Origin of the sequence: Pedobacter sp. W3I1 (genome assembly GCF_030816015.1) — a bacterium.
Lineage (GTDB): Bacteria > Bacteroidota > Bacteroidia > Sphingobacteriales > Sphingobacteriaceae > Pedobacter.
In genome coordinates this window covers 3,578,226-3,604,819 of record NZ_JAUSXN010000001.1, presented here as the reverse complement: position 1 = coordinate 3,604,819, position 26,594 = coordinate 3,578,226, and the positions used below count along the sequence as shown (strand labels likewise).

The window sequence follows — 26,594 nt, the reverse complement described above, 5'->3', positions numbered from 1 at the left end:
GGCTTAAATGTTCAGATGGATTGTATATTTTATGAAGATCCTGAAACAAGTTCAGGAAGACGAGCCACGAGATTTGTCATGATCCCTTACGAGACGTCACCTTGAATTTATTTCAGGGTCTTTTAAGTTTTTTATTGTTCGACCGAGTGGAGAAATCTTTAAACCAGGTTTAGTGCAAGTTCAAAGATTTCTCCATTCCGTTGCACTTCAGTCGAAATGACGATTTGTCAAGAAACAATTTTGTATTAAAACAACTTCCCAGTCTGACCTGGATAATTCTTTTTTAAATGTTTGTAAGCCGCTTCGGTAACTTCTCTACCACGTGAAGTACGCATAATATACCCTTCCTGAATCAAGAACGGTTCATAAACCTCTTCAATGGTGCCTTCATCTTCTCCAACAGCTGTTGCAATGGTTTTTAAACCTACAGGGCCACCCTTAAATTTATCGATAATGGTAACCAGAATCCTATTGTCCATCTCATCTAAACCATGCTCATCCACATTCAGTGCATTTAAGGCATAGCGGGCTATTTCCGTATCGATATTTCCATTTCCTTTAATCTGCGCAAAATCTCTTGTTCTGCGTAAAAGTGCGTTAGCTATACGGGGCGTACCACGACTACGTCTGGCTATTTCGTAAGCACCTTCATCACTTATAGGTGTTTTTAATATCTCAGAAGAGCGGAGCACAATTGTAGTGAGCAATTTAGCATCGTAGTAAGCTAAACGGGCATTAATTCCGAAACGGGCTCTTAAAGGGGCTGTTAACAAACCGGAGCGCGTAGTGGCACCAACGAGCGTAAAAGGATTAAGCGATATCTGTACCGAACGAGCATTCGGGCCGGTTTCGAGCATAATATCGATCTTAAAATCTTCCATTGCAGAATATAAGTATTCTTCAACCAGTGGAGATAAACGATGGATCTCATCGATAAAAAGGATATCGCCTTCATCCAGGCCAGTTAATAAACCAGCTAAATCGCCCGGTTTATCCAATACCGGACCAGAGGTTACTTTGATGCCAGTAGCCATTTCATTGGCAATGATATGAGAAAGTGTGGTTTTGCCTAATCCCGGAGGGCCATGCAAAAGAACATGATCTAAAGCCTCACCGCGGAGTTTCGCCGCCTGAACAAAAATCTTCAGGTTTTCCATCACTTTTTCCTGCCCCGTAAAATCTTCAAAAGCCTGCGGCCTTAAAACCCTTTCAATATCCCGATCGGTAGGGGTTAGGTTGCTTGCTTCAGGATCCAGATTCTCATTCATACAGCAAATATAAAATTAAATGCTAAAAAAATTAGGATTTTTTAAATTTATCGGAAACAACAAGATCTTTTGATCCCGCCGTATATTGATAAAAACCTTCGCCAGTTTTAGCGCCTGTTTTACCCGCTGCCACCATGTTTACCAATAATGGACATGGTGCGTATTTAGGATTACCAAAACCGTCGTTCAATACTTTTAATATAGCTAAACAAACATCCAGGCCAATAAAATCGGCTAACTGCAAGGGCCCCATCGGGTGTGCCATGCCTAGTTTCATTACCGTATCGATTTCGTAAACACCTGCAACGCCTTCGTACAGGGTATAAATGGCCTCGTTAATCATTGGCATTAAAATGCGGTTAGCCACAAAACCTGGATAGTCATTTACCTCAACAGGAACTTTCTCCAAACTTTGAGATAGCGACATAATGGTACCGGTTGTTTCATCACTCGTGGCATAACCTCTTATTACTTCTACTAACTTCATTACCGGAACAGGGTTCATAAAGTGCATCCCGATTACCTTATCGCCTCTGTCAGTTACGGCAGCAATCTGCGTAATGGAAATAGAGGAGGTGTTGGAAGCCAGAATAGCATGTGCAGGAGCATATTCATCTAAGTCCTTAAAAATCTTCAATTTTAAGTCTACATTTTCGGTAGCGGCCTCTACAATTAAATCGGAGCTTTGAACGCCATCCTTTGTTGAGGTATAGGTTGTGATGTTATTAAGCGTGGCCGCTTTATGCTCTTCTGTTAATGTTCCTTTGGCAACCTGTCTGTCTAAATTTTTGGTAATGGTTTGTATGGCCCTATCCAATGCAGGCTGATTAATGTCAATGAGGTTGACTTGATAATTGAATTGTGCAAAGGTGTGGGCAATGCCATTTCCCATCGTGCCAGATCCTATAACTGCGATTTGTTTCATCTTTTAAGGGATTAAAAAAGAGAATTTATTAGTAAACGATTAGTTAAAATAGAGATCTTGCTGAATAGCGATCTCTATTTATTTTTATAAACAACCTTATGGTGCCAATCTGGTTTTGGTCCAAATTCCCTTAACTTTTTCGAAATTTATCCTGTCGTGCAGTCGGCTACTTCTTCCTTGCCAAAATTCTATCCGCGTAGGTTTTACAATATAGCCACCCCAGTGTGCAGGTTTAGCTACACCTTTATTGGCACTTTTAGCTTTTAATTCTTCAACTTTCTCTTCCAGAAATGCCCTGTTGGGAATAACCTGGCTTTGCGGGGAAGCTACTGCTCCAATCTGACTGTCGACAGGTCTCGTATTGAAATATTCCTCCGAAGTTTCTTTGTCCAATTTTTCTACCGTTCCTTCAATTCTCACCTGTCTTTCCAGTTCAGGCCAGAAAAATACCAACGCTGCATAAGGGTTTCGTTTCAGCTCTTTTCCTTTTGCACTAAGGTAATTCGTAAAGAACCTAAATCCATCTGTATCAACGCCTTTAAGTAAAACAATACGGGCATCTGGTCGGCCAGCTTTATCAGCCGTAGCCAAAGTCATTACATTGGGTTCGTATATTTGAGCATCAATAGCATGCTGAAACCATTTTTTAAACTGGATAATTGGATCTTGATCAACGTCAGATTCGTCTAGCGAAGCGCTTTTGTAATCTTGGCGCAGGTTTTGTAGAAATTCATTTGTAACTTGCATTTAACAAAAATAGGCATCTTTTACGGTGTAACAAATGATTATCATCATGCTGAACAATATAAAACCAAAAACCGGCCGCTTGCTCATCTCAGAACCATTTATGGCCGATCCTAATTTTAAAAGATCTGTGGTGCTGTTAACCGAACATGGTGATGATGGAACTGTAGGTTATATTCTTAACCAGGTAGGGAATCTCATGCTGAACGATGTGATCAAGGATTTGTGGGATGCGAAAAATTACATTTATTTTGGTGGACCTGTTGCTGCAGATACCTTACATTTTATCCATAGGTGTTATGATAAATTGCAGAGCGGCGAACCTATCGGGAATGAATTGTATTGGGGTGGAAATTTTGAAACACTTAAAATACTCTTAAATACGAATGCCATAAGCGCTGATGAAGTGAAATTTTTTATGGGCTATTCTGGCTGGGATAATGGACAATTGGATCGAGAAATAGAGCAGAATGCCTGGATGGTGAGTGATATCTCTAACCCTGATCTCATTTTTAGTAACGACGATGAAAAGCTTTGGCGTGATGTTATTGTAAACCTAGGGCCTAAGTATGCACATATCAGTAATTTTCCGGCCGATCCGAGTTTAAACTGATCAGTTTACTTTTTTACATAAAGTAGTCGTCATCTCGACTGAAACGCAGTGAAATGGAGAGATATATCTAAATAGATCTCTCGACTACGTTGCACTCCGCTCGAAATGACGATCCTTTAAGGCAAATCATTGCCAATTAGGACTCCAGACTATCTGCGCTTTCTTCCACTTTTCTTCTCAACTCATCTTTGTAAGCCTGCATTTTAACCGTTAAAGATTCATCAGCTGTTGCTAAAATCTGAGCGGCTAATAAACCAGCGTTTTTAGCTGCGTTTAAAGCTACTGTGGCAACCGGAATACCATTCGGCATTTGTAAGATTGATAAAATACTGTCCCAGCCATCAATAGAGTTTGATGATTTCACTGGAACACCAATCACAGGTAATGTGGTAATAGAAGCCACCATTCCCGGTAAGTGAGCCGCACCGCCGGCACCGGCAATAATTACCTTTAGGCCACGGCCGTGTGCTTCTTTGGCATAATTGAACATACGCTCTGGTGTTCTGTGGGCAGAAACAACCGTAATTTCATAGTTTATTCCAAATTCTTTTAACACATCAGCAGCATCTTGCATAACAGGCAGGTCCGATTTGCTTCCCATTATAATTCCAACCAATGCCGAATCTGAATTTCCTTGACTCATATCTATTTTATTTCTTTTTTAACTTCTTTTAAACTTTTTGCATTTCCACCGTGCCTGTATCCCTCTATGGGCGGCTTAGGCAATTACCTGTAATGTTTTTTGTACAAATCGTGCTTTTTCAATGGCTTTTTCCCTGTCGATATCAACAATGGTTACATGACCCATCTTGCGGAAAGGTTTAGTGTATTTTTTGCCATATAGGTGAACATAAACACCATCAATGCTTAATATTTTCTCCAGATTTTCATACCTGGCTACACCTTCAAAACCTTTTTCGCCAAGTAGATTAATCATAATGGCATTGGTAATGCTGCTGGTATCGCCAAGTGGCAAATTATAAATAGAACGTAAATGTTGTTCGAACTGAGAAACATAATTGCCCTCAATGGTTTGGTGGCCGCTATTGTGCGGGCGGGGAGCAACCTCGTTAACCAGCAATTCACCATCTTTACATACAAACATTTCTACAGCTAAAATTCCGGTAATGTTCATTGCAGAAGCTATATTTTTAGCAATGTTTTCAGCTCTTTGCTGTAAGCTTTCAGCATAAGTTGATGGGGAAATTAAAAACTCCACCAAATTGGCCTCTGGATTGAATTCCATTTCTACCATCGGGAAAGTTTTTATATCGCCATTGGCGTTACGGGCAACAATTACGGCAACTTCTTTTTCAAAATCGACCAGTTTCTCAATAATACAAGGTGCATCAAATGCTTTATCCAAATCGGCAGCACTATTGATTTTCATTACTCCTTTACCATCGTAACCATCTTTTCGCAGTTTTAAAATGTAGGGAAAATGGAAAGGACTGTTCTCCATATCTTCCTTCGTATTTACAATCTGGAAAGGAGATGTTGGGATATCGTTTTCTTTAAAAAACTGTTTCTGTATACCTTTATCCTGGATTAAACGGATCACCCTCGATTGTGGAAATACTTTTTTGCCTTCTTTTTCGAGTTGCTCAAGCGCATCGATATTTACTTTTTCAATTTCAATAGTAATGATATCGGCTTTCTTCCCAAAGTTGTAAACGGTGTCAAAATCGGTAATCGAGCCATTTTCGAAGTAATTGGAAATGTGTTTGCAGGGAGCATCAGGATCTGGGTCTAAAACTAATGTAGTTACATTATAGTTGATTGCTTGTTGAATGAGCATTCTGCCCAATTGTCCGCCACCTAAAATACCTAATTTTAATTCGCTAATCTGTTTTGCCATGCGCTTGAAAATAATGCTACTTTTGTGCAAAAGTAACCATAATAAATTTTATTGATGAATGCTGATGCAATAATTATTGGCGCAGGTGCTTGCGGATTGATGTGTGCGGTGCAGGCAGGCTATCTGGGCAAAAAAGTAATTGTGCTCGAAAAAAACGAAAAACCTGGCGCCAAAATTTTAATTTCCGGAGGTGGCCGCTGCAATTATACGAACCAATTTGCATCAGCTGAACAGTTTATATCGGTCAACCCACATTTTATCAAATCTGCTTTTACCCAGTGGACGGTTGACGATACCATTGGCTTTTTTGAAACCTATGGCATAGCAGGCAAAGAAAAAACTTTAGGTCAATTATTTCCTGACGATAAAAATGCGAAGGATGTTGTTCAGGTTTTTACTTCCATTTGTGAAGATTTAGGGCAGGAAATTAGGTGTAATGCCGATGTAAAGGATATTGAGATCTTGCCTGAAGCTTTTAAAGTAAGTTATGAGAAAAACGGAAAAACGATTGTTATAACCGCCGAAAAGTTGGTGATTGCCACAGGAGGCTTGCCCATTCCAAAAATGGGCGCTACCGATTTTGCCTTACGCTTTGCCAGGAAACACAACTTAAAAATCATTGAAACCGCACCCGCTCTGGTTCCATTAACCATTACCGGAAAAGACGAAGAGTGGTTTGCACAGCTTTCAGGCAATTCTGTTTTTTGTGAAGTAAGTAATGATGAAATTTCGTTCGAAGAAAATATCCTCTTTACCCATTGGGGACTAAGTGGCCCCGCTATTTTGCAGATTTCTTCTTTTTGGAGGAGAGGGGAGACGATTAATTTAAATCTGCTACCACACCAAAATATGGTTGCATTATTGGATGAAGAAAGAAAAAATAATGGTAAAACGCTATTATCGACATTGTTAAACCGGGTGTATACCAAAAAGTTTACCGATGCTTTAGGGAAATTTTTGCCTTTAAGTAAACCTGTTGCAGCATTAACAAAAACAGAAATCGATTTAATTGAACAAACCATTCACCATTTTAAAGTTAAACCTGCAGGTGATAAAGGTTATGATAAAGCGGAAGTAATGCGTGGCGGAATTGATACCAATGAGATATCCTCTAAAACTTTGGAATGTAAAAAAATTCCGAACCTGTTTTTTGGTGGCGAATGTTTAGACGTTACTGGTTGGCTGGGTGGCTATAATTTTCAGTGGGCCTGGGCAAGCGGTTTTGTGATTGCGCAGAATATTTAAAGTTTAGTAAACCTATCAGGTCTCGAAAATCTGATAGGTTTGTACAACATCTTAAAAATTTGCAGTTAAAATTGATTAAATTTGATTACTATGGAATCATTAAAAGATATTATCTCGACAAATGCAGACATTTTAGGCGGTTTACCTGTTTTTGCAGGTACAAGGGTACCGGTTGAAACCTTATTTTTTCATGTTGAAAAGGGAATCACCATAGATGAATTTTTAGAGGATTTTCCCAGCGTTTCGAAGAAACAGGTGATTAGTGTGTTAGAAGTCGCGAATAAATTAATAACCTCAGATCATATAGATAAATTATATGAAATTGCTTCTTGATGAAAATCTTCCAAAAAAATTAAAGAACATTTTACTGAACATGAGATTTATACCGTTAGAGATATGGGGTGGAATGGCGTTAAGAATGGCGAATTGCTGAAATTAATGATCACTGATGGTTTTCATGTACTGATCACATTTGATAAAAATCTCCAGTTTCAGCAGAATTTTGCAAAATATACGCTACCCATCATTGTTTTAAATGCATTTGATAATACTTATTTAGCACTAAAGGAATTGATACCCAAACTTTATTGTTGCTAAAATCCAATCTCAAAGTTGGAGCTAACATCATAACCTACAAGTAAACATTAGGCATTACTTCCCATGCCCATGGCTTTTTAAAGGTTTTAAAAGTTCTCAACTGCGAAAAATAAAGAACCTCACTTGTTCTCCGGTTAGCAATATCTCTTCTGTGCAGATTACCTACCGTAGTAAATAGCTCACGCGTTTTGAAATCGTAAACCCTTTCTGTCATATCGCCACTGTTCTGGTTAAAGTACAGATTGATCGCACTGGTTAAAAACCAGTCTTTATTTTCGAATTTAAAGGTATAACCCAGTTCCCAGCGCCATTCAGAACCACCCTGGAAACGAAGATAAAGTTGCTGATCTTTAATGGCAATCTGTTGTAGCGGATCTCCCAATTTTCCACCTTCTTCTGAACGTAAAATGAAATCGTTGTTTTGTGTAGATAAGTGAAAAGCCCCTGTAGATTTATCTTTAAAAAAGATAGCCAATATCCTTGGTTTTTGGGTTTCTTTTATAATATCTGTATTATTATCGCCGTAAACGCGGGTTTCGTCGACCGATTTGTTAAACTCGAAAACTACCGCTAAATCGTCAGAAGCATCATTGTTTAAGTCGCCATAAACCTTGTCGATAACAGTCCAGTTTGTTGGAGTAAACTGTTCAACAGAAGCTCCTTGTGTTTTAATTTTAGGAAATACAAATGTTTTTTGCGCAAAGCTGATTTGCGCACAGAGCATCAGGAAGTAAAAACAAAAAACTTTCATTCAAGTAGAAAACGTGTTGATGTAGGATTAAAACGTTGAGATTGATGTTTTAGTTTAAGATAATTACATATCTCTATAGATTAGTGACGCTCATCTGATAGCTATCTGATTCATTTTACAAGTAGAAATAGTGTTTTCAATTGCCTTGTAGCTACTACGTGGCCAGCATCTTTCCCACAAAATAGACCCTGAAATGAATTCAGGGTGACGACTCTATTAAAAATTCCCTTACTTTTGCAGAAAAAACAATTCCTGTTGAAAACCGAAATATTTGCCATTACGCCGCCATTTACCCAACTGAATACTCCATATCCAGCAACGGCGTATATAAAAGGTTTTCTGAATACTAAAAATATCAGTGCCACACAGGCCGATTTAGGTATTGAAGTCATTTTAGAGCTATTCTCTAAAAAAGGATTACAAAATCTGTTTTGTCACGCTGAGCGTAGTCGAAGTGTCGACAATCAAAAAACTAAAAGCGACAATGCTAAACGTATTTTCGCTTTACAGGATGAATATCTAAAAACAATTGATGCGGTAATTGCATTTTTACAGGGCAAAAATCCAACTTTGGCTTTACAGATCTGTAGCGACGATTTTCTTCCACAAGCTTCACGTTTTTTGCAGTTGGAAGAGTTGGACTGGGCTTTTGGTGCAATGGGTACGCAAGATAAAGCCAAACATCTGGCTACATTATATCTGGAAGATATATCTGATTATATTGTAGAATGCATTGATGAAAATTTTGGTTTCAGCCGTTATGCCGAACGTTTGGGCAGGAGCGCAAACTCTTTTGATGAATTGTACGATGCTTTGCTGAAAGAACCCACCTACATCGATCAGATCCTGATTTCGGTTTTAAAAGACAAAATTGAAACCGTTCAACCAAAACTATTTCTGATTTCTGTTCCATTTCCAGGCAATTTGTATAGTGCTTTTCGTTGTGCACAATGGATCAAGGCCAATTATCCGGAAATCAAAATTTCTATGGGTGGTGGCTTTCCGAACACCGAATTAAGGTCACTGTCAGATGCAAGGGTTTTTGAGTTCTTCGATTACATTACCTTAGATGATGGCGAACTACCAATTGAATTATTATACCAAAATATTACACACCCTGTTCTAGTTGAAGCAGATTTTTATAAAAGAACTTTTTTACTTGAAAATGGTAAGGTAGTTTACCGTAATGATGCCTTTAGAAATGATTATAAGCAGGCTGATGTGGGAACTCCTGATTACACTGGCTTATTATTGGATAAATACATTTCGGTAATTGAAATCGTTAACCCAATGCACCGCATGTGGAGCGATGGGCGTTGGAACAAACTCACCATGGCCCATGGTTGTTATTGGGGCAAATGCACGTTTTGCGATATTTCTTTAGATTATATCAAAGTGTACGAACCCGTTGCGGCAAAGTTGATTGTAGACCGGATTGAAGATTTGTATGAAAAAACCGGGCAAAATGGTTTCCACTTTGTTGATGAAGCCGCACCACCTGCTTTAATGCGTGAGGTTGCTTTGGAAATCATCAGAAGGAAGTTAGCCGTTACCTGGTGGACCAATATCCGCTTCGAAAAGAGCTTTACACAAGATCTATGCCTTTTGTTAAAAGCATCAGGTTGTATTGCGGTTTCAGGCGGACTGGAAGTGGCATCAGATCGTTTGTTAAAACTGATCGATAAAGGTGTAACGGTAGAACAAGTGGCTAAGGTTACACGCAATTTTACCGAAGCAGGAATTATGGTGCATGCTTATTTAATGTATGGCTATCCAACGCAGACCATACAAGAAACAGTTGACAGTTTAGAGATGGTGCGCCAGTTGTTTGAGGTTGGGGTGTTGCAATCTGGCTTTTGGCACCAGTTTGCCATGACTGCACATAGCCCTGTAGGGATGTATCCAGAAAAATTCGGGGTGGTAAAAGACACTGAAGTGATTGGGACTTTTGCCAATAATGATATCAATTATACAGATAAAACAGGTATTGACCACAATAAATTCAGCTTCGGATTGAAAAAATCGCTGTTCAATTTTATGCATGGCATCTGTTTTGATTACGAACTGCAGGATTGGTTCGATTTTAAAATTCCCAGAACGAAAATCCCTGCCGACTTTATTGAGAAAGCTTTGAATGATACGGATCAGTTTAATACGAAACCTACTGCAAAAGTAGTGTGGATAGGAGGAAAGCCCTCAGCTGAATATTTTACCAAATCGAAAAAAGGTAATACCTGGGAAATGGCATCATTAACTTTTCATGATAAAAAAGAAACTTTTACGGTACTAACGAATAAAAAAGAAGGCGAGTGGTTAACCCATATTTTAAATAAGATCTCAATCTCCAATGAAAATGTGTTTACTTTTCAGGAGGTTAAAGCCGATTTTGAAAATGAAATGGAAAATTTCGAACTTTTCTGGTACGCTAAACCAATCAATACGCTCAGAAAATACGGTTTGTTGGTTTTATAGTCTCAATTCACTTTGCTTACGTTCATTAGAAAGGTGTGCAAGCTTATGTTCTATTAATAGCTGAATCATAATGCTTGTTTTTTAGCTGATTTCGTTACTCCATCGTCATGCTGAATTTATTTCAGCATCTTTCTAGCTATTAAGACCCTGAAATGAATTCAGGATGACGACCGCTTATAAAAAAGTTTAGAAAGAAATTGTTAAGGACAAGCTGTAGATACTACATTTTCATTTCAAAATGCGTCAGGAAATAAATGATGCAAATTAATATAATCGAATTAAAGATTAGTAATAGCCATGAAACAATAGATTTCCGATCTTTTACTACTACTATAAAAGAGGTGATGAAAGCCATTGCAACCAGCGCTAAAAACAGATTTACTGTTTGGATACCCAAAATGTAATATCCATTATATGAAAAAACAATTCCACTGAGTACTAAGAATACAACAGATGCGGTAGTATAGAGCTTACTTGGTTTCATGTATTTTGCGTAAAATAGCTTAATCGTAATAAGACCGTAGGACTCAGGGTTAATTTCACCAAGCCAACGTTTTTAAGCCCGTAATCTGAAGAAAATGTTTATCTCTTGTGCTTAGCTTAAGTTTATGTTGTACTGCAGATGAGGCAATCCAAATATCGTTTTCAGGAATAGGTGTGCCCTTTTTTCTTAAACCAGCTTTAATTTTACCATAAACTATAGCTGTATCATTATCAATATTCAAGATATTGTAGGATGCTATTAGCTGTTTAATATTTGCGATGTTTTGTTCAATTTAACTGAATATTCTGCACCATAAAATAATTCTCCAATTACAATTGATGATATGTATACCTCAGATGCGTTATCAATGTGGTCTGCAACGGAAGCATCACCTTTTAATAAGGCCGAAATAATATTGGTATCTAGCAGAACTTTATTTCCAGCCATCTAAATCTATGTTTTCACAATCTTCTTCAATGGCCTTATCTATTAAATCCATATCTGTTTTTGAGATTAGTCCCAAGAAATCGTGTGCAGATTTTTTTTTATCAATTGATACTGATTTTTTTAAAACCTTTACAATATTCAAGTCTTCCAAATCTTTAAGTAGTTGGTATGCCTTGTTATTATTAATTTGAAGTAGTACGGTTTCCATATCTCAAATTTACTTAATATTAATTATTGTGCGAAAACTTTTAATCACAATGCGGAACGGTAAACGTCCAGGTTTCTGATTCTCCGTTTGGAATGATATAGCCGTTTCCTTTAATGTTTTCGAACCATAATTTACCCCTCAATTTTTCTCTGGTTCCTACTTCATTCAAGGTGGCACTATCATAAAGCCTACCGTTAATCATTACATATTTGATTTTCTCCGAATTGCGGATATCATCCAAAGGATTGGCATCCATAATCACCATATCAGCCAGTTTACCAACTTCCAGCGAGCCAATTTCTTTGTTCATTCCTAAATAACTGGCGCCATTTAAAGTGGCTGCTCTAATGGCTTGCATGGGTGTAAAACCGCCCTGAACAAACATCCATAACTCCCAGTGAGCACCTAAACCTTGTATTTGTCCGTGTGCACCTAGATTAACCTTCGTCCCGCCATCAGCAATCTGTTTGGTTGCTTTGGCAATGTCGATGTGGTTATAATCGCTGTACTCAGAAGTTGTTCTCCGTCTGGCTCTTGCATCAATAATCGAACGAGGAGTAAAGCTCATTAATTTTTCGTTTTCCCATACGTTGGTTCTGTCATACCAGTAATTTTCTCCCCATTGGCCGCCATAAGCTACAATTAAAGTAGGTGTATAGGCAACTTCAGTATTGTTCCAAAGTGTAGTAACATCTTTATAAACCGGTAAAACAGGAATACTGTGCTCAATTCCGGTATGCCCATCTGCAACCATGTTCATGTTGGTGAAAAAGGTTGAGCCACCTTCGGGCACAACTTCCATATTTAACTGGCGGGCTGCTTCTAAAATCTGTTGACGTTGCTCTCTGCGTGGCTGGTTATACGATTTAACTGAAAATGCGCCAACGGCTTTTAACCTGCGTAGGTTAGCCAAAGCATCATCCAAACTATTGATCACCACTTTAAAATCGCCATCAGCACCATATAGAATCGATCCTGTAGAATAAACCCTTGGACCAACCATTCTGCCGGCTTTAAGCATTTCACTCTGGCTAAAAACCATCTCGGTATTGCTTGATGGATCATGTGAAGTGGTTACACCAAAAGCCAGATTAGCCATATAACTCCAATCGTTTTGTGGTGTTATTCCATCCGGACTGGTGCGTAAGTGGGCGTGAACATCAACAATGCCAGGCATAATGGTTTTACCATTAACATCTATTACTTTGGCATTGGCCGGAATGGTTACTGCATCTGCTTTTCCTATTGCCGTAATTTTATTTCCATCGGTAATGATGGTTCCGTTTTCAATTACTTCGTCGCCTTTCATTGAGATAATCCTTGCGCCTTTAAGCGCCACTATTCCGCTAGGGATATCGGATTTTAATACCAGATTAATGTCGATAGAAGAAGCTTCGGTTTTAGGTGTAGTTCCATCAAAGTTGAAGGCACTGTTTACATCAACGGTAAAATATTTCGGGCCTAGGGTCCAATGCAGGCTTTTGCTATCGGCGCTCCATTGGATGTAAGTTCCACCATCGGTAGTCACTTTGGTAACCGGAATGGCTTTATTACCTGCCGATGCATCCTGTGCAGTACCAATATTGATCATTGGTGTGATGTAAACGTTAAACAATTCGTTAAATGCCACCCATTTATTATCAGGACTAATGACGAACTGATTGGCATACTGTGAAGTAAAATGTGTTCTTTCGTTCGCTCCGTTTAAGTCGATACTTTTTAATGCTTTCTTGCCATCAGCATAACTCTGAAAATAAATGCGTGTATCCGTATTATTAAACTGCGGACGGATTCCATTATCTGAAATTAAAGTTTTAGCACCACCATTGGCTGGCATGATAAAAATACCCGTTCCGCGACCATAGTTATATCCTAAAACATCGTTGCCACTTCCTTTTCTGAAAACAATTTTATCTCCTTTTGTTGAATATTGAGGAGAATAGTAAAAACCTTTTTCATCACTTAACATAATGGTCTTTCCCGATTTCACGTCCGTCCGTTTTATTGCTCCACGTAATTCATCACTCCAGGTGGTGTAAACAACGTATTTTCCATCAGGGCTAAAGGCCGGTTCAAATTCGAAATCCAGTCCATTGGTTAACCTTTCTGGTGTTCCCGCTGGCAACTCTTGCTTGTATAAGTATCCTGCCGCATTAAAAACGATTATTTTTCCATCAGGAGAGGTTGTTAATTGTCTTAACATTTTAGCCGAAAATTCATTACTGAAAACCTGTTGTTCAAAATGTAATGCTTTTTGTACTGTTTGAATCGTATTGGCCTGAAAAGGAATGTTGCTGTTGATTAAGGTTCCAATTTCAACTTTTCTGATTTTTCCTTTTGCATAGAATACTACGCTTTTGCTATCCGGAGTCCAGGCAAAATTTGGATAAACACCGAAGATAGCCCAGGTTTCCTGCTGGTCATGAGATAGATCTTCATTTACAGGCCATTCTTCACCTGTCTTCAGGTTCTGTACATATAAAGTAGATTTTAACCTGACACGCTTTACAAAAGCGATTAAATTTCCATCTGGAGAAACCTGCGGACGGCAGGCACCACCTTGCTCGTTAATTAAGGTGTTTAGTTTTCCTGTAGTCAGGTCAAGCTGGCGGATGGCATAAATGGTTCCGTTTGGATCTTTACTATATTCAAAATTAGGGCCGGGACTCACATCCTCACTAAAGTAAACATATCTGCCATCTGGCGAAACGTTAGGCTCACCCGCATCTTGCTGATCGTTTTTGCGTTGAGTTAACTGCACACCATCACCACCGTTTATGCTATACATCCACATTTCGCCTGCGCCTAAGGAGCGACCCGCGGTAAAGTGTTTTCTTGCAACAACATATTCGCTATTGGGCATCCAGGTGGCATTATTCAATAACCTGAAACTCTCTTTGGTGACTTGTTTTTTACCAGAACCATCGCGGTTCATAATCCAGATGTTATCTCCACCGCTTTTATCACTGGTGTAAGAAATGTATTTTCCGTTCGGGCTAAACCGGGGTTGAACATCCCAGGCAATACCACCACTAATTAGTTTTGCTACTCCACCAGAGATTGGCATCACGTAGATGTCACCCAATAAATCAAAAGCAATTTCCTGTCCATCAGCACTTACATCAAGATTCATCCAGGTGCCTTCATCAGTGTTTAAAGTGAAGTTTTTTGTTGTGCCTTGGTATTTTTCAATGTCCCATTTCTTCTCCTGGGCTTTTGAACTGAAAAATAATAAGGAAAGAGCGGATAGAAAATAGAGGTGTTTCATTATATATAGGATGGTTATTTAAACAATTCGTGTATTTTTCTTTGGAGTAATTTTTTGTGGAAATGTATTTATCTCAACGCTGTTGAGGTTTTATGACTCTTTCAATAAATAGTTAAAAAGCTATGTAAGTTTTATCTTTTATTTCTCTCGGCACTGCTGAGAGTTTTAATAATTTATTTCGTTTAATGCTTTAATCAAAATAAATGCAGTTTAGTCATATCCTTATGCTGTCCCGAAGCTTCGGTATCAGCATCTTTCCTGCTATTCAGACCCTGATCCCGATGTAAAAATCGGGACAGGGTGACGACACTAAGAAGAGAATTTAATCTCCAAACTGCGTTTCTAACATGTAATTTTTTTAATGAGCAAAGTTAATAATCTTTTCTAAAGATGATTTTTTCAGTTTCTAACAATAATAACTGGCGATTTTGGATTAAATGTATAGTTTTGATACCGCCGATTTATGACAGCAATAGAGATTTTACAAAAATATTGGGGACATCAAGCTTTTAGGCCTTTACAGGAAGATATTATTTCCTCGGTTTTGGAAGGAAAAGACAGTTTAGCATTGTTACCAACGGGTGGTGGTAAATCGATCTGCTTTCAGGTTCCTGCTTTGGTTAAAGAGGGAATTTGTATCGTAGTTTCGCCGTTAATTGCCCTGATGAAGGATCAGGTGGAGAACCTGAAATCGAAGGGGATTCAAGCCATTGCCATTTATGCCGGCATGGGTAAACGTGAAATCGATATCTTGCTGGATAACTGTATTTACGGAAAAATTAAGTTCCTCTATTTATCTCCTGAACGGTTATTGTCTGATTTAGTGCGTGTTCGTATTTCTTATATGAATGTGAACCTGATTGCGGTTGATGAAGCACATTGTATTTCGCAATGGGGTTACGATTTTCGCCCGCCTTACCAACAGATTTCCAAACTCCGCGAGATCTTGCCTGATGTTCCTGTTTTAGCGCTTACTGCAACGGCTACAGAGTTTGTGCGGAAAGATATTGTAGAGAAGCTTGAGATGAAAAACCCACAGGTTTTTGTTAAAAGTTTTGCCAGGAGTAATTTAAGTTATGTGGTTTTTGGGAATGAAGATAAATATAAAAAGCTGATTGATATTTGTAAGAATGTTAAGGGTACTGGTTTGGTCTATGTTCGTAACCGAAGAGAAACTGCAGAAGTAGCAAATTTTATTAATAGAAACCAGATTAAAGCTGATTTTTACCATGCCGGATTGGAACGTGATGTCCGTTTCCTGAAGCAAGAAGAATGGAAGAGCAACAAAACCCGGATCATGGTAGCCACTAATGCGTTTGGGATGGGCATAGATAAGGCCGACGTTCGTTTTGTGGTGCATTTAGATTTACCCGAGAGTTTAGAAGCTTATTATCAGGAAGCCGGCAGGGCAGGGCGTGACGAAAAGCGAAGTTACGCCGTTCTTTTAGCCAATCACGCTGATGTTTTGGGGCTAGAGTCAAGGTATTTGAATAGCTTTCCTTCACCAGACGAAATCAGAAAAACCTATCATTACCTCGGTAATTATTTACAATTGGCATTTGGTGCAGGAGAGGGTTTAACTTTTACTTTTGATATCGCTGATTTCTGTAAGCGATTTAATGTTAGCGTTTTAAAAACAATATCCGCGCTGAAATTTTTAGAACATGACGGTTATCTTACCTTATCTGAAAGTGTTTTTCTCCCCTCAAGAATGATGTTTATTGCCAGTCACGAAGATATTTACCGTTTTCAGATTGAAAATAAGGCATATGATGGGATTATAAAAACTATTTTGCGTTCGCATGGTGGGGCTTTTGACGGTTTTGTTAAGATTAATGAAGCCGATTTAGCCAAAAAAACAGGCTTGTCTTATAAAGAGATTATCGCTTTATTGAATAAGTTGCAGGCAATAGAATTGCTTACCTATATTCAACAGACCGATCAGCCGCAATTGCAATATATTAGGCCGAGGGTAGATATGGATCATTTTGATCTGGATGTAAAATACCTGGAACTGAGAAAGGAAATTTTACATAAACAGATTAACGCTGTGGTGGGCTACGCTTCATCTAATTTGTGCAGAAGTGTTCAGTTGCTCCATTATTTCGACGAACATCATGCTACAAAATGTGGTGTTTGCGATGTTTGTCTGGCCGAAAAAAGAGCCGAAAACCAGAACCAGATGAGCGAAGAAATGGAGTTTGAGATCGTTTCTTTGCTTCAACAACAACCTTTAAGCCTTGATGATCTGGTTACAAATATTAAAAATGGCACTGAAGCAGAAAGAATTGATGCGATAAGAGAATTATTAGATGCAGGTAAGATTAAAACAGATGGGAAGAAATATTATCTTTAGATGTGAGATGTGAGATGTGAGAAAATGCAAGTCAAGTTACCAATAATATATTAGTTTTGTAATGAACTATTCAATCTGTGTAATCCAATAATCAGTGTAATCATCCGCGAAGCGAAAAAAACTAAATGATAACAAAAAACAACAAGAAAACCATCCGTTCGTGGGCATTTTTTGATTGGGCAAACTCCGCCTATAACTTAGTCATCACCTCTACCATTTTTCCGGCTTATTATACCATTATTACCACCACTAAAGAACATGGCGATAAAGTGGAATTCTTTGGTCGCACCTTTGTAAACACTTCACTGTCCAACTATGCCTTATCATTTGCATACCTGATTATGGCTTTTGCTTTACCAATGCTTTCATCCATTGCGGATAGAAGAGGGAATAAGAAGTCGTTTATGAAATTCTTTACTTATGTAGGTGGAGCAGCCTGTATCGGTTTATATTTCTTTAAGTTAGATACCCTCGAAATGAGTATTATCTTATTTGCCATCGCTGCAATGGGTTATATCGGTGGCGTATTGTTCAGTAATTCGTACCTGCCAGAAATAGCGACAGAAGAGCACCAGGACCGTGTAAGTGCACAAGGTTTTTCATATGGTTATATTGGTTCGGTTTTACTTCAACTGATCTGTTTTCTGTTTGTGCTAAAGCCAGAATGGTTTGGTATTACTGATGCCTCATTCCCGCCCAGGTTATCTTTTTTATTGGTTGGCGTATGGTGGATCGGTTTCTCTCAGATTCCTTTTTCTGCACTTCCGAATGGAACGCCACAACACGATAAAGTAAAAACAAATGTTCTGAAAGATGGCTTTAGCGAATTATCAAAAGTTTGGGCGCAGCTGAAACAAATGAAAGTTTTAAAAGGATTTTTGGTTTCTTTCTTCTTCTACTCCATGGGTGTACAAACCATTATGCTTGCTGCTGCTGGTTTTGCCGAAAAAACGTTAAAACTAGGGACCGCAAAATTGATTGCCGTAATATTGATTATTCAGCTTGTTGCTATTCCAGGTGCTATGCTCATGTCGTATTTAGCTAAAAAAATAGGAAATATAAACGTGTTGATCATGGTAGTTGTAGTATGGATTGGCTGTTGTGTTTTTGGTTATTACATCACCAACGAGTATCAATTTTATTCATTAGCCGCAATTGTAGGCTTAATTATGGGCGGAATTCAATCCTTATCACGTTCTACCTATTCTAAATATTTACCGGTTGATACAAAAGATAGTACTTCATTTTTCAGTTTTTATGATGTAACGGAGAAATTGGCGATTGTAATTGGCCTATTCAGTTTTGCTTACATCGAAGATTTAACCGGGAATATTCGCTACTCGATTATCGCTTTGGCATCATTTTTTATTGTTGGGTTAGTTCTTTTAGTGCTTTTAAGAAAAAACGAACATAAAGAATCGCTAAAATTGTAAGTTTGCAGTCGTTAAGAATATTATGAAAGTAGAATTATTTGTGCCTTGTTTTGTAGATCAGCTCTATCCGGAAACCGCTTTTAATACTTTAAGGTTATTAGAAAAATCGGGATGTAATGTAACCTACAATTCAAAACAAACCTGTTGTGGACAGCCTGCATACAATGCTGGTTATTGGGATGAGGCTAAAGAAGTGGGTACAAAATTTTTAAACGATTTTACCGAAAATACTTATGTGGTAGCGCCATCGGCTTCTTGTGTAGGAATGATAAAAGGCGGCTATAACGATCTGTTTACCAATACCATTGTGCACAACAAATGCCGGAGTTTACAGTCGAACATCTGGGAACTTTCTGATTTTCTGGTAAATGTGGCTAAAAGGGATTATTTCGGTGCAGAGTTAGAAGGCAAAGCCGTTTACCACGATTCGTGCAGTGCTTTGCGCGAATGCAAAATCAAAGATGAACCTCGGCAGCTGCTTTCGAAAGTACATGGCCTGGAAATGATCGAAATGGAAGATACGGATATGTGCTGTGGTTTTGGCGGAACTTTCGCAGTTAAGTTCGATGCTATTTCATCTGCAATGGCCGAACAGAAAGTTAATCATGCCTTAGCACAACAGGCAGATTATATCATTTCGACCGATTTATCCTGCCTTCTACACCTTCAAGGATATATCGATAAAAATAATCTGGCGATTAAAACCATGCACATTGCCGATGTGCTTTGTAATGGTTGGCTGGAGAGTACAGAATATTAGACCTTAGAGTAGAGTATGTATAAATTTGACAAATAATCACGTCATGCTGAACTTGTTTCACTGTTGTCCGGTAAAAATAGATTTTAACGATAAAACAAGTTTTATCCGCATTCTAGAGGTGTTTTATGTCTTAAAATCTATTTCCAAGGCCCCCAATTTTAGCTGGTTGTTATTACCTTTTCCCATACTTAGCTTTTCAGGATTGTTGAGGAATTTGTACAAGCTAATGTAGCTCATCATGTGTAGCCTGATAATTGACCTTAAATTGGAAAATGCCCATTTTCTTTTGAGCTGTACCTGTACAACTTTTATCAGCAGATCGGATATAAAAGCACACCATATCTGGATTTTGATTGCGTTTTCATTGTCCCCAAGGAAATATTTAAGGGGAAAGTTCTGCTTTACCCTTTTGAAGAGCACCTCGATGAGCCAGCGCTTTTTGTATATTTCTGCGATCTCTTCGGGCAACAGGGAGAAATTGTTGGTTAGGAATTCGAATGTCCGTCCCGATTCCGCATCAAAAAAGGTAACCATACGTACGTTCAGCCTGATCTTTTCCCGTTGCGTACGTGTCCCCTGTATCAATATCTGATCATTCTGCACACCTGCCATCATGCTCTGCAGGGTCAGTTCCCTACTTTCAACGATCTCATATCTTGCATCTTTTTTCTGTCTGGTGACAAAAAAAGCGCCCTGTTTTCCGATTCTCTCATACTCCGAATAATCCACATAACCTTTGTCAAAAACAATAAATGACCCTTCTTCAAGGTCTATCTCTTTCAGGAAGGGCATGTCATTCGCACTAGCGGCAGTAAAACTGATTTAAGGGCACATGCTCAGCTGCACCGATCAGGGTGTGAACCTTGATCCCGCCCTTTCTTTTTCCGTTCATCTTCCCAGGGCTGGGCGCATCGAGTATCCGTTGGAAAAGCGTGATGGTGGATGAATCCGCAATGAAGAGCTTATCATACTGTTTTAATCGGCTGTCCGGTAAAAGATGCCGGTGCCGTTTGTATAAAAGCTCGTAAATCTGTTGAAAAACATCGAAAGGCCTTTTACTGTTGGCATCGCACAGGGTACTTCTTGCCGGGGGGCTGCTTATACCCAAATGAAGAAGCTTGGAGTGGCATGCGTGCATCCCGCTGACCACTTCGCGGGTGCTGGTGCAATTGTTCAAGCTACAATAGAGCATTGTAACCAAGTGGCAAAAAGTATCAAAATACTTATAATAATGGTCGTAACCGCCACGGCGTGACAATGACCTCACAGAATTTCGGTCGATCAAACACTTAATAGCTGGTTTAAGATCGGCTGTCCGGTAAAAAATGTATTTTTGCTCATGCTGTTGGTTTAAGTGTCGTAACTCAAATATAACAGCATAAAGGGTAGCTTTAATCGCTACCCTTTTTTATTAATAAAAAATAATTTCTCCGGACAACAGTGAACTTGTTTCAGCATCTTTATGGCAAGTAAGACCCTGAAATAAATTCAGGGTGACGACTTTTTCCATGGTCTGTGTCCTCACAGACCATATTATCATAATCAAAAATTTCGGTCTGTGAGGGAGGGAAGAGAATAATAAAGCCAGTTAATACCTAATGCGTTCAGTTGACTTAAATGATCAATATTGTTTTGAAAATCAGGGCTTGATGCGTTTCGGTTATAACAGTCCTGCTATCACTTCAAGTCCTTCCCGATGAATCGAGATACCTCGCTCCGGGCTTTCCGTTCTATCAGGTTTATTTAACACAGGCCTGTGGCTATTGGAATCAAACTTCACAGATTTTTACGTTGGGTTTTGCGTTAGGGATTGTAAGGGTTCAGTACCGATCCTTCATCGGTACCGGAGCGCAGCGCAGCCCTGAAAAGCCCGACCCAATCCCGTATTTCACGGGATTGGTAACGCCCAAATCAATTTATAACTATATTTTTATTAACTCACATTTAAGACCCTTGCCTTGCTTTCCAAAACCTACATTAATTGTAAAGAACAAATTACATTTGGCATTAATACCCCTTAAAAGCTTTACTCAGTTAATTCAATCTTTGATTTTAACACAATTTAACACGCTTACGTTACAATCTACAATATCTTTGTTAAACCTTTTTAAGGCTATCGTATCTAACCAACAAAACAAAATCGTAATGAAAAAAATAATCTTCGCTTTACTGGGAGTTTTATCAATCGCATCTGTTGCAAACGCGCAGCAGAAAAAAACTTCGGGAGCCATACAATTTGAAAATATTATCGATCCGGCGGCCATGGCTTCGGCAAGTGGTATACAGTTAACCGACCAAATGAAAGCCAGGATGCCTTCTACCAGTAAAAGTAATTTCGAGTTATTATTTACGGCTACTAATGCCAGTTATATGCCAGTTGAAGAAACTGAAGATAGTAACGGTGCAGGTGGCGGTGGTGGTGGAATGGGCCGTATGATGATGCGTTTTGGTGGCGCTGGTGGTAACCGCGAGTACTATTATGTTTTTGCCGACAAAAGCTTAACAGAAGTTTTTGACCTAAACGACACCACTTATTACATGCCAAGTAAATTAACTTTATCTACTTCCGGACCGATAGGTTCTATGAGAATGGGCGGTGGAAATCCTAATGATACCACTAAAGCAAAACCTGCTCCGGCACCAAAAATAGAAGTGGTTAAAACAGATTCTACTAAGCAGATATTAGGTTTTACCTGTCACCAGGCAATTGTAAGATCAACAAGAGCAATCAAAATTTTAGACATGGATAAAAACTTGGTAGAGGAAACTAAAATCTGGTACACGAAAGATTTAGGCTTCGATTTTTCTCCAAACCCGAATATGTGGACCGAAGGCGCGGTTTTGGCTATCGAAGGTAGAGGGAGCAGTTCAATTGCCAAAAGTATTGAGTATCGAAATGTAAGTACAAAAGATGTAACTGCGCCTAAAAAAGCAAAATTGATTACTCCCGAAGCCTATAAAACTAAAATGGAGAACATGATGAAACGTTTTAGACAAAATAGACCAGGTGGTGGTGGCCAGGTAAGATCATTCGGAATGAATTAATTCCAGTTCGTTGCCAGACATCCGAAGTCTGGACTTAGGCCTGTGCCTCATGCTAACTTCGAATGTCTTTACATAAATTACCACCATAATTATTTTATCATGCCCCGAAGGTTTAAGCCTTCAGGGCTTTTTTGTGTATCATTTTTGAAAAGGTGGGCTTTAGTTTTTGCAACTAATATTAGAATAACTATTATTGGGATTAATTAAAACCTAACCGGAGTGATTACAACACAGAACGAGAGTAATTTATTAGCAACTAAACAGCATTTCGAAATTTTAGATGGATTAAGAGGCCTAGCCGCAATAGTGGTAGTAATATACCATTTCATGGAAATTGCAATAACCGATTATAATAAAAATTTTCTCTCCCATGGGTTTCTGGCGGTCGATTTCTTTTTCTGTTTATCGGGGTTTGTAATTGCCTACGCTTACGATACTCGTGCAGAAAATATCGGACTGACACAGTTTTTTAAACTAAGATTGATCCGTTTGCATCCCCTGGTCATTATCGGTTCAATTTTAGGGCTGTTAACCTTTCTGTTCGATCCTTACAGCGATTTTTATGCTGTTTATGGCTTCGGAAAAACACTGTTGCTGTTTTTAGCATCTGCATTTTTAATTCCATATCCGGTTATGCCAGAGCGTTATACGAATCTATTCTGCTTAAATGCACCTGCATGGTCTTTATTTTGGGAATACATTGCTAATATTTTCTATATCCTGGTGCTTTACAGATTGAATAAAAAAATATTACCGCTATTGGTTTTGCTTGGCGCCATAGGAATTTGTTATGTGGCTTTGAAAGTTCCCAATGGTAATTTAAGCGGCGGCTGGGGCGGACAAAACTTTTGGGATGGGGGTGTGAGGGTGCTTTATTCTTTCTCGGCCGGGATGTTGGTTTATCGTTTCAACTGGATTATTAAAAATAAACTTGGTTTCCTTGGTGTGAGTTTACTTTTGCTTATGGCCTTCCTTTTTCCTTATGCAGATGCTTATAACTGGATTACCGAACCAATAATTGTATTGTTTTATTTTCCTCTTTTAGTGGCTTTAGGTGCCGGAGTGGTAATCAGCGAACCTTTAAAGAAGCTGTGTAAGCTATCTGGAGAAATTTCCTATCCGCTTTATATGACACATTATCCTTTTGTTTGGGTATTTTTAACTTATGTCGCTGTGGTTAAACCTGCAATGTCTACCTTATGGATTGTTATCCCGGTTTCGGTAACCTTACTGGTGTTATTGGCTTATCTAATTATGAAATTTGTAGATATTCCATTGCGTAAATACTTGAAGAATAAATTCTTATAGAAAATACTTACAAATATTTAAGCTTATGATCGTCACCCTGAATTCATTTCAGGGTCTATTTTGTAGTTAAGATGCTGAAATAAATTCAGCATGACGATCGCGTTATAAAGAGTACAAACTAATATGCCAATAAATATTAATAGAAGTCAGGTTAATCTATAGTTGCCGTGTTAATCTCTGTCTCTGTGGAATCCTTGCCTTGCTTTTTAGCCAAAAAACACCTACCTTTGCACAAAATAAAATCACATTGTAAGTGATCTTTAAAACTTTTTTATTTAAAATTTAAATCATAGTTGTAGATGATTAACATTACTTTACCTGACGGTTCTGTCCGTCAGTATGAAAAGGGCACTTCTGCCCATCAAATTGCATTGTCAATTTCTGAAGGTTTAGCCCGTAACGTATTAGCCGCAGAGGTTAATGGCGAAGTTTGGGATTCAACAAGACCAATCGAATCTGATTCATCAGTGAAATTATTGACCTGGAATGATACTGCCGGAAAATCGACTTTTTGGCACTCATCTGCTCACTTAATGGCTGAGGCTTTGGAAGCGCTTTATCCGGGTACCAAATTTGGTATCGGTCCGGCTATCGAAACTGGTTTTTATTATGATGTAGACTTTGGCGACCGCGAATTTTCGTCGGATGATTTTAAAGCCATCGAAACCAAAATGATCGAACTGGCTAAACAAAAGGAAACTTTTGTGCGCGAAAGTGTAAGCAAAGCTGATGCAGTAAAATATTTTACTGAAAAAGGCGATGAGTACAAACTGGATTTAATTGATGGCCTGGAAGATGGTAAAATTACTTTCTATACTCAGGGCTCATTTACTGATTTATGTCGCGGGCCACATATACCGAATACTGGTTTTGTAAAAGCAGTAAAACTGATGAATGTGGCTGGCGCTTACTGGCGAGGTGATGAAACCAAAAAACAGTTAACCCGTATTTATGGTGTAACTTTCCCTAAGGCGAGCGAGCTTACTGAGTATCTTTTAATGATCGAGGAAGCAAAAAAACGCGATCACCGTAAATTAGGAAAAGAGTTAGAGTTATTTGCTTTCTCAGAAAAAGTAGGCATGGGCTTGCCTTTATGGTTGCCTAAAGGAACTGCTTTGCGCGAGCGTTTGGTAAACTTTTTAACTAAAGCACAGGCTAAAGCAGGTTACGAGCAAGTAGTAACCCCACATATCGGCCATAAAAATTTATATGTAACCTCAGGTCACTGGGAGAAATATGGTAAAGATTCGTTCCAGCCGATTAAAACTCCGCAAGAAGGAGAGGAGTTTTTCTTAAAACCGATGAACTGCCCACACCACTGTGAGATTTACAAAACAAAACCTCGTTCTTACAAAGATCTTCCGGTTCGTTTTGCAGAGTTTGGTACTGTTTACCGTTACGAGCAAAGTGGCGAATTACACGGTTTAACCCGCGTACGTGGCTTTACTCAAGATGATGCACACTTATTCTGCATGCCAGAACAGGTGAAAGAAGAGTTTAAAAAAGTAATCGATTTAGTGCTTTATGTATTTAAATCCTTAGGTTTTGATAGTTATACTGCTCAAATTTCATTAAGAGATCCGGATAATAAATCGAAATACATTGGTTCTGATGAGAACTGGAGATTATCCGAGAATGCAATTATCGAGGCAGCTGCAGAAAAAGGCTTAAATACTGTTGTAGAATATGGCGAAGCCGCTTTCTATGGCCCTAAGCTCGATTTTATGGTGAAAGATGCTTTAGGTAGAAAATGGCAGTTAGGTACTATTCAGGTTGATTATAATCTACCGGAGCGTTTCGAACTGGAGTATACCGGTAGCGATAACCAAAAGCATAGACCGGTAATGATTCACCGTGCGCCATTTGGTTCATTAGAAAGATTTATTGCCGTTTTAATCGAACATTGTGCCGGAAACTTCCCGTTATGGTTAAGTCCGGAGCAATTTATTGTTCTTCCTATTTCAGAAAAATATGAAGAATATGCAAAAAAAGTTTTAGATGAACTAAATAATTCCGATATTCGCGGGCTGATTGACTTTCGTGATGAGAAAATCGGTCGCAAAATACGCGATTCGGAAGTTAAAAAGATCCCATACATGCTCATTATCGGTGATAAAGAAATGGCAGAAGGAAAAGTTTCTGTTCGTAAACATGGTGAGGGAGATTTAGGCGAAATGACGTTGGAAGAGTTCAACAATTTATTAAGAAAAGAAATAACAGTTTAAATTAAAATAGTACAAATTTGGCATTAGGAAGACCAGGATTTAACAGGGGACCACGTCCACCTTTTAAGAAAAAAGAAGCAGAGCATAACATTAATCAGTATATAAAATCGCCCGAAGTGCGTTTGGCTGGCGATAATGTTGAACCGGGGATTTATCCTTTGGCAAAAGCTTTGGCGCTTGCTGATGAACTGGAATTGGATTTGGTAGAAATATCTCCAAATGCCGTACCACCAGTTTGTAGAATTATCGATTACAGTAAATTTGTTTACGAACAAAAGAAAAAGCAGAAAGAAATTAAATCTAATGCGAAACAAACTGTAATCAAGGAGATCCGTTTTGGTCCTAATACCAACGATCACGATTTCCAGTTTAAATTGAAGCATGCAGTAAGCTTTTTAGAGAACGGTGAGAAAGTTAGGGCTTATGTGCATTTTAAAGGTAGAGCAATTGTTTACAAAGAGCAGGGAGAAATTTTATTGTTAAAATTTGCCCAGGCTTTGGAAGATGTAGGAAAAGTAGAGTTGTTACCTAAGTTAGAGGGTAAACGGATGTTCCTGACAGTTGCGCCTAAAGTAGCAAAAAAATAA

General features: G+C 38.6%; 25 protein-coding genes. 12 read left to right on the top strand and 13 right to left on the bottom strand.

The window, feature by feature from the left end:
- Positions 1 to 245 precede the first annotated feature (245 nt).
- From ruvB to pdxH, 3 genes are all read right to left on the bottom strand, one after another.
- Positions 246 to 1,268: a Holliday junction branch migration DNA helicase RuvB gene (gene ruvB / locus QF042_RS14955; RefSeq protein WP_307529738.1), complete on the bottom strand. Its 1,023-nt coding sequence runs from the start codon at positions 1,266 to 1,268 to the stop codon at positions 246 to 248.
- A 31-nt stretch (positions 1,269 to 1,299) separates the two neighbouring features.
- Positions 1,300 to 2,193 carry a 3-hydroxybutyryl-CoA dehydrogenase gene (locus tag QF042_RS14950; RefSeq protein ID WP_307529736.1) on the bottom strand — a complete coding sequence of 298 codons (894 nt, stop codon included), beginning with the start codon at positions 2,191 to 2,193 and terminating at the stop codon, positions 1,300 to 1,302.
- 96 nt (positions 2,194 to 2,289) lie between these two features.
- On the bottom strand, positions 2,290 to 2,940 hold the full coding sequence (gene pdxH / locus QF042_RS14945; RefSeq protein ID WP_307529735.1) for a pyridoxamine 5'-phosphate oxidase: 651 nt from the start codon (positions 2,938 to 2,940) through the stop codon (positions 2,290 to 2,292).
- 46 nt (positions 2,941 to 2,986) lie between these two features.
- On the opposite strand from pdxH, the gene QF042_RS14940 reads away from it, so the two are divergent.
- Entirely contained in the window at positions 2,987 to 3,550 is a 564-nt protein-coding gene (locus tag QF042_RS14940; RefSeq protein WP_307529733.1) for a YqgE/AlgH family protein, read from the top strand.
- 136 nt (positions 3,551 to 3,686) lie between these two features.
- Here the strand turns inward: QF042_RS14940 and purE are convergent, their stop codons facing one another.
- Together purE and QF042_RS14930 are read right to left on the bottom strand one after the other, a co-directional pair.
- Entirely contained in the window at positions 3,687 to 4,193 is a 507-nt protein-coding gene (gene purE / locus QF042_RS14935; protein WP_307529731.1) for a 5-(carboxyamino)imidazole ribonucleotide mutase, read from the bottom strand.
- 75 nt (positions 4,194 to 4,268) lie between these two features.
- Positions 4,269 to 5,408, bottom strand: coding sequence for a 5-(carboxyamino)imidazole ribonucleotide synthase (locus tag QF042_RS14930; protein ID WP_307529729.1), 1,140 nt, complete (start codon positions 5,406 to 5,408; stop codon positions 4,269 to 4,271).
- A gap of 54 nt (positions 5,409 to 5,462) precedes the next feature.
- On the opposite strand from QF042_RS14930, the gene QF042_RS14925 reads away from it, so the two are divergent.
- The 3 genes from QF042_RS14925 to QF042_RS14915 all read left to right on the top strand — a co-directional run bounded on the left by QF042_RS14925 (position 5,463) and on the right by QF042_RS14915 (position 7,250).
- Entirely contained in the window at positions 5,463 to 6,653 is a 1,191-nt protein-coding gene (locus tag QF042_RS14925; protein WP_307529727.1) for an NAD(P)/FAD-dependent oxidoreductase, read from the top strand.
- A gap of 90 nt (positions 6,654 to 6,743) precedes the next feature.
- Positions 6,744 to 6,986, top strand: a complete 243-nt coding sequence (locus tag QF042_RS14920; protein WP_307529725.1) for a DUF433 domain-containing protein — start codon at positions 6,744 to 6,746, stop codon at positions 6,984 to 6,986.
- A gap of 63 nt (positions 6,987 to 7,049) precedes the next feature.
- Complete coding sequence (locus QF042_RS14915) at positions 7,050 to 7,250, top strand: hypothetical protein (protein WP_307529723.1); 201 nt, start codon at positions 7,050 to 7,052, stop codon at positions 7,248 to 7,250.
- 34 nt (positions 7,251 to 7,284) lie between these two features.
- On the opposite strand, the gene QF042_RS14910 is transcribed toward QF042_RS14915, so the two are convergent.
- Positions 7,285 to 8,001 carry a hypothetical protein gene (locus QF042_RS14910; RefSeq protein ID WP_307529721.1) on the bottom strand — a complete coding sequence of 239 codons (717 nt, stop codon included), beginning with the start codon at positions 7,999 to 8,001 and terminating at the stop codon, positions 7,285 to 7,287.
- 255 nt (positions 8,002 to 8,256) lie between these two features.
- Here QF042_RS14910 and QF042_RS14905 point away from each other — a divergent pair, with 255 nt between their 5' ends.
- Positions 8,257 to 10,473 (top strand): radical SAM protein, encoded by a 2,217-nt coding sequence (locus QF042_RS14905; RefSeq protein ID WP_307529719.1) that lies wholly within the window; start codon positions 8,257 to 8,259, stop codon positions 10,471 to 10,473.
- A gap of 220 nt (positions 10,474 to 10,693) precedes the next feature.
- Here the strand turns inward: QF042_RS14905 and QF042_RS14900 are convergent, their stop codons facing one another.
- The 5 genes from QF042_RS14900 to QF042_RS14880 are packed head-to-tail and all read right to left on the bottom strand — an operon-like array spanning position 10,694 to position 14,880.
- Positions 10,694 to 10,957: a hypothetical protein gene (locus QF042_RS14900; protein ID WP_307529716.1), complete on the bottom strand. Its 264-nt coding sequence runs from the start codon at positions 10,955 to 10,957 to the stop codon at positions 10,694 to 10,696.
- Between the two features lie 55 nt (positions 10,958 to 11,012).
- Entirely contained in the window at positions 11,013 to 11,198 is a 186-nt protein-coding gene (locus tag QF042_RS14895) for a PIN domain-containing protein (protein ID WP_307529714.1), read from the bottom strand.
- A 17-nt stretch (positions 11,199 to 11,215) separates the two neighbouring features.
- Positions 11,216 to 11,404 carry a PIN domain-containing protein gene (locus QF042_RS14890; RefSeq protein ID WP_307529712.1) on the bottom strand — a complete coding sequence of 63 codons (189 nt, stop codon included), beginning with the start codon at positions 11,402 to 11,404 and terminating at the stop codon, positions 11,216 to 11,218.
- A complete protein-coding gene (locus QF042_RS14885) occupies positions 11,391 to 11,612 on the bottom strand; it encodes a hypothetical protein (RefSeq protein WP_307529710.1) in 222 nt (73 codons plus the stop codon). The genes QF042_RS14890 and QF042_RS14885 overlap by 14 nt, the downstream gene beginning before the upstream one ends.
- A gap of 40 nt (positions 11,613 to 11,652) precedes the next feature.
- Positions 11,653 to 14,880, bottom strand: a complete 3,228-nt coding sequence (locus QF042_RS14880) for an amidohydrolase family protein (RefSeq protein WP_307529708.1) — start codon at positions 14,878 to 14,880, stop codon at positions 11,653 to 11,655.
- A 463-nt stretch (positions 14,881 to 15,343) separates the two neighbouring features.
- Here QF042_RS14880 and QF042_RS14875 point away from each other — a divergent pair, with 463 nt between their 5' ends.
- From QF042_RS14875 to QF042_RS14865, 3 genes are all read left to right on the top strand, one after another.
- Entirely contained in the window at positions 15,344 to 17,236 is a 1,893-nt protein-coding gene (locus QF042_RS14875) for an ATP-dependent DNA helicase RecQ (RefSeq protein WP_307529706.1), read from the top strand.
- A 125-nt stretch (positions 17,237 to 17,361) separates the two neighbouring features.
- Positions 17,362 to 18,669, top strand: coding sequence for an MFS transporter (locus QF042_RS14870; RefSeq protein ID WP_307529704.1), 1,308 nt, complete (start codon positions 17,362 to 17,364; stop codon positions 18,667 to 18,669).
- Between the two features lie 22 nt (positions 18,670 to 18,691).
- Positions 18,692 to 19,429 carry a (Fe-S)-binding protein gene (locus QF042_RS14865; RefSeq protein ID WP_307529702.1) on the top strand — a complete coding sequence of 246 codons (738 nt, stop codon included), beginning with the start codon at positions 18,692 to 18,694 and terminating at the stop codon, positions 19,427 to 19,429.
- Positions 19,430 to 19,552: 123 nt separating this feature from the next.
- Here QF042_RS14865 and QF042_RS14860 read toward each other — a convergent pair whose 3' ends face one another.
- Positions 19,553 to 20,221, bottom strand: coding sequence for an IS4 family transposase (locus QF042_RS14860; protein ID WP_307529700.1), 669 nt, complete (start codon positions 20,219 to 20,221; stop codon positions 19,553 to 19,555).
- Between the two features lie 10 nt (positions 20,222 to 20,231).
- Positions 20,232 to 20,714, bottom strand: coding sequence for a DUF4372 domain-containing protein (locus QF042_RS14855; protein WP_307529698.1), 483 nt, complete (start codon positions 20,712 to 20,714; stop codon positions 20,232 to 20,234).
- An 860-nt stretch (positions 20,715 to 21,574) separates the two neighbouring features.
- On the opposite strand from QF042_RS14855, the gene QF042_RS14850 reads away from it, so the two are divergent.
- From QF042_RS14850 to infC, 4 genes are all read left to right on the top strand, one after another.
- Positions 21,575 to 22,474, top strand: a complete 900-nt coding sequence (locus QF042_RS14850) for a hypothetical protein (protein ID WP_307529696.1) — start codon at positions 21,575 to 21,577, stop codon at positions 22,472 to 22,474.
- Between the two features lie 219 nt (positions 22,475 to 22,693).
- A complete protein-coding gene (locus QF042_RS14845) occupies positions 22,694 to 23,782 on the top strand; it encodes an acyltransferase (protein ID WP_307529694.1) in 1,089 nt (362 codons plus the stop codon).
- Between the two features lie 299 nt (positions 23,783 to 24,081).
- Entirely contained in the window at positions 24,082 to 26,007 is a 1,926-nt protein-coding gene (gene thrS / locus QF042_RS14840) for a threonine--tRNA ligase (RefSeq protein ID WP_307529693.1), read from the top strand.
- A 17-nt stretch (positions 26,008 to 26,024) separates the two neighbouring features.
- Entirely contained in the window at positions 26,025 to 26,594 is a 570-nt protein-coding gene (gene infC, locus QF042_RS14835; RefSeq protein WP_056872808.1) for a translation initiation factor IF-3, read from the top strand.